This is a genomic window from Brevundimonas sp., assembly GCF_036677305.1.
Taxonomy (GTDB): Bacteria; Pseudomonadota; Alphaproteobacteria; order Caulobacterales; family Caulobacteraceae; genus Brevundimonas.
The window spans coordinates 1-3,540 of the sequence record NZ_JAKFEB010000263.1 but is presented as its reverse complement, the minus strand read 5'-3'; the positions used below and the strand labels follow the sequence as shown (position 1 = coordinate 3,540).

The following is a 3,540-nucleotide window of genomic DNA, read 5'->3' as shown; positions in this document are numbered from 1 at the left end:
TTCGAGGCGGGGGCGGGCTTCATCCTGTCGGCGGCGTACGGGACGGGGTTCAAGGCGCCGTCGATCAGCCAGGCGGTGTGCGACTTCTGCTTCTCGTCCCAGCCCTTCCCGGTGCTGCGGCCCGAGACGGCCGAGGGCTATGAGGGGGCGATCGGCTGGGGCTCGGCGGACGGCCGGATCGAGGGCCGGCTGACCTTCTACCGGCTGAACGTCGAGGACCAGATCACCTATGTCTTCGATCCGGTCAGCTTCGACAGCTATTACGTCAACATCGCCGAGACGGCGACGGACGGGGTCGAGTTCGAGGGCCGGGGCCAGCTGGGCGGCGGGTTCGATCTGACGCTCGCCTACGCCTGGACCGACGCCCGGGACGAGTCCAGCGGGGCGCGGCTGCTGCGCGTGCCGGAGCAGGCGGGGTCGGCGACCCTGGGCTGGACGGGCCGGAAGCTGTCCGGCGCCCTGACGGTGCGGGCCGAGGGCGATCAGGACGACGCCGGCGGGGTCCGCGAGGCCTTCATCACGGCCAATCTGAACGGGTCGTACGCCCTGACCGACAAGGTCACGCTGACGGCGCGGATCGAGAACCTGGCCGACGAGCGTTATCAGCAGGTGTTCGGCTACGGCGAGCCGGGACGGTCCGGCTATGTCGGGGTCAGGCTGCGCTACTGATCCGGCGGGAGCCGGCGGCCGCGATGGCCGCCGGCTCCAGCTGCATGGAGGCCCAGTCGAGCGCCGGTGTCGGGGCGTGGGCGGCGGCGACGACGGCGCGCAGCTCGGCGGCCGAGGCGACGCTGGCGACCACGGCCGAGACTTCCGGCAGGCCCAGGGCATAGGCGAGCGTCGCCTGCATCGGATCGACGCGGGCCTCGGCCAGACGGCGGCGGATGCGCGACAGGGTCGGGGCGTGGCGGTGCATCTCGACCGGCAGCTGCTCGCTGTTCATGAACAGCAGGCCGTCGGCGAAGATGGACGAGGCGTGCACGGTCACGTCCAGCGAGGCCAGTTCGGACAGGACGCCGGCATGCTGGGCGCGCTGGTCCAGCAGATTGCATTTCAGCTGGACGAGGTCGGGCTGGAAGCGGCGGGCCAGCAGGGCCGGACCGTCCTCGACCGAGGCGCAGAAGCCGATGCGGCGGTAGAGGCCGCGGTCCTTGAGGGCCAGCAGCTTGTCCCACAGGGCGCGGCCCTCGGTGCCGGCCAGGTCCGAGGCCGAGGAGACCAGCAGGGCGTCGCCGCGCGGCAGGCCGAGACGCTCGAGCGAGCGGCGGGCGCGGGCCTCGACGCGGTCGACGCCGTCGCTGACCGGCACGGTGCGGACCGAGACCTGGAAGGGCGAGGGGAAGGGCCAGCTCTGACCCAGCCAGCGTTCGCCGTCGCCGTCGGGCCGGGTGGCCACGCGGGTGACGCCGGAATCGGCGGCGGTCTGCAGCAGGAAGCGCAGCGATTCCTCCCGGGCGCCGGCGGGCGCGGGGATGGCGCGGTCCGGCGCGTGCACGACGGCCAGAGCGAGTTTATCGACCGGAATCGGGGCGCGGTTCGGGATCACCGAAGGACTCTGACGGCGAAAGTTTAAGGGGCCCCTTCCAAGACCTTGACCGAACCTTACCTCGCGAACGCCGGTTTCAATCCACAGCCTGTGCAAGAGCGGCCAGAACGCCCTTGCCGTAGCGGTCCAGCTTGGTCTGACCGACGCCGGAGATGTGGCCCAGCGTTTCGAGATTTCCGGGCTCGGCCATGGCGATCTCGAGCAGGGTCTTGTCCTGGAAGATGACGTAGGGCGGGACCCGCTGTTCGGCGGCGCGGTCGCGGCGCCAGGCGCGCAGGGTCTCGAAGCGGGCGCGGACGTCGGCGTCCATGGTCTCCAGCGCGGCGTTGCGGCCGGTGCGGACCCGCTCCTTCGAGGCGACGGCGCGGGCGGGGGTCAGGCGGACCTCGACGATGCGCTCGCCGCGATAGACGGCGCGGACCGCCTCGGGCTCGCCGATGCGGACCAGCGGCTTGCCGTCATTCGGATCCTCGACCAGCAGGCCCTCGAACATCAGATGGTCGACCACGTCGCGCCATGTGTGCAGGGCGACATCGGCGCCGATGCCCCAGGTCGACAGGGCGGTCTCCCACGGCTGGACCTCCTTCGTCTTGCCGAGGAGATGGTCGATGACGCGGGTCTTGCCGAAGCGTTCGCCCAGCCGCTGGACGGCGGCCAGCACCTTCTGGGCCAGGACGGTGGCGTCGAAGACGGCGGGCGGATCGAGGCAGATGTCGCAGACGCCGCAAGGCTGCGCCGCCGCCTCGCCGAAATAGCGGCGCACGGTCTGGGGACGGCAGGCAGCGCCGTCCAGCATGGCGAACAGCTGGCGGGCCTTGCGCACCTGCACCGCCTTGACCTCCTCGGCCATGGGGCGGCCGTCGAGCCGTTTCAGGGTCCAGGCGATGTCGGACGGACCGTACAGGGTGATGCCCTCGGCCGGTTCGCCGTCGCGGCCGGCGCGGCCGATCTCCTGCCAGTAGGCTTCCAGCGAACCGGGCGGATCGGCGTGGATGACGAAGCGGACGTCGGCCTTGTCGACCCCCATGCCGAAGGCGATGGTCGCGACCATGACGGCGCCGTCCTCGGCCAGGAACCGCTCCAGCCGGCGGTCGCGGTCGCGGGCGTCCATGCCGGCGTGATAGGCGATGGCGTTGGTCCCGGCGGTCTTGAGCGCGTCGGCGACGCGCTCGCAGCCGTCGCGCGAGCCGCAGTAGACGACCCCCGACTTGCCGCGCCGCTGGCGCACCAGATCGATGACGGCGAGATCGGTCTTCGCCCGCGAGGCGTTCTCCTTGCGCACCGCCGAGAGCTGCAGGTTCGGGCGGGCGAAGCTGTCGACGAGGACCCTGGCGCCTTCCAGATGCAGGGAGCGGACGATGTCCTCGCGGGTGCGGGCGTCGGCGGTGGCGGTGACGGCGATGCGCGGCACGCCGGGGAAGAGTTCGGCCAGACGGCCCAGGGTCCGGTAGTCGGGGCGGAAGTCGTGGCCCCACTGGGACACGCAGTGGGCCTCGTCGATGGCGATCAGGCTCAGGGGCAGGTCGTGCAGCCGGTCGATCAGATGCGGCTGGGCCAGGCCTTCGGGCGAGACGTAGAGCAGGTCCAGTTCGCCGGCCCGGGCCTGGCGCCAGATGGCCGAGCGGTCGTCCATGGAGACGCCGGAATCGAGTCGGGCGGCGGCCACGCCCTGCTGTTTCAGCGCCTCGACCTGGTCGGTCATGAGGGCGATCAGCGGCGAGACGACGAGGCCGAGGCCGGGTCGCAGCATGGCCGGAATCTGGTAGCAGACGGACTTGCCGCCGCCGGTGGGCAGGACGGCCAGCACGTCGCGCCCGGCGAGGATCTCGGCGACCACGTCCGCCTGCAGGCCGCGGAAGTCGCCGTGGCCCCAGACCCGCTCCAGCGTCGCGCGGGCGTCGGCGAGCGACGGCGGGGCGACTGACGCTAAAGTTGTATCCGCGAGCATGGTGCGCTTGTGCCTCATTTGTTCTCGTTTGTCAGCGGGGAATTGG

Annotated in this window: 3 protein-coding genes; 1 reads left to right on the top strand and 2 read right to left on the bottom strand. The window is 71.5% G+C overall.

Annotated elements, in window-relative coordinates; genetic code table 11:
* Positions 1–669: TonB-dependent receptor domain-containing protein (locus V6M42_RS15145; RefSeq protein WP_332679249.1), on the top strand; the 669-nt coding region annotated here is incomplete at its 5' end.
* Here the strand turns inward: V6M42_RS15145 and V6M42_RS15140 are convergent.
* On the bottom strand, positions 653–1,546 hold the full coding sequence (locus tag V6M42_RS15140; RefSeq protein WP_332657631.1) for an aldo/keto reductase: 894 nt from the start codon (positions 1,544–1,546) through the stop codon (positions 653–655). The two genes, V6M42_RS15145 and V6M42_RS15140, sit on opposite strands and share 17 nt — an antisense overlap.
* Before the next feature lie 76 nt (positions 1,547–1,622).
* Entirely contained in the window at positions 1,623–3,512 is a 1,890-nt protein-coding gene (gene recQ / locus V6M42_RS15135) for a DNA helicase RecQ (protein WP_442880987.1), read from the bottom strand.
* Between the last annotated feature and the right edge of the window lie 28 nt (positions 3,513–3,540).

What these genes read in the sequence shown, in the direction of transcription:
- recQ (WP_442880987.1), bottom strand. Translation starts at nt 3,512, where the DNA reads ATGAGGCACAAGCGCACCATGCTCGCGGATACAACTTTAGCGTCAGTC.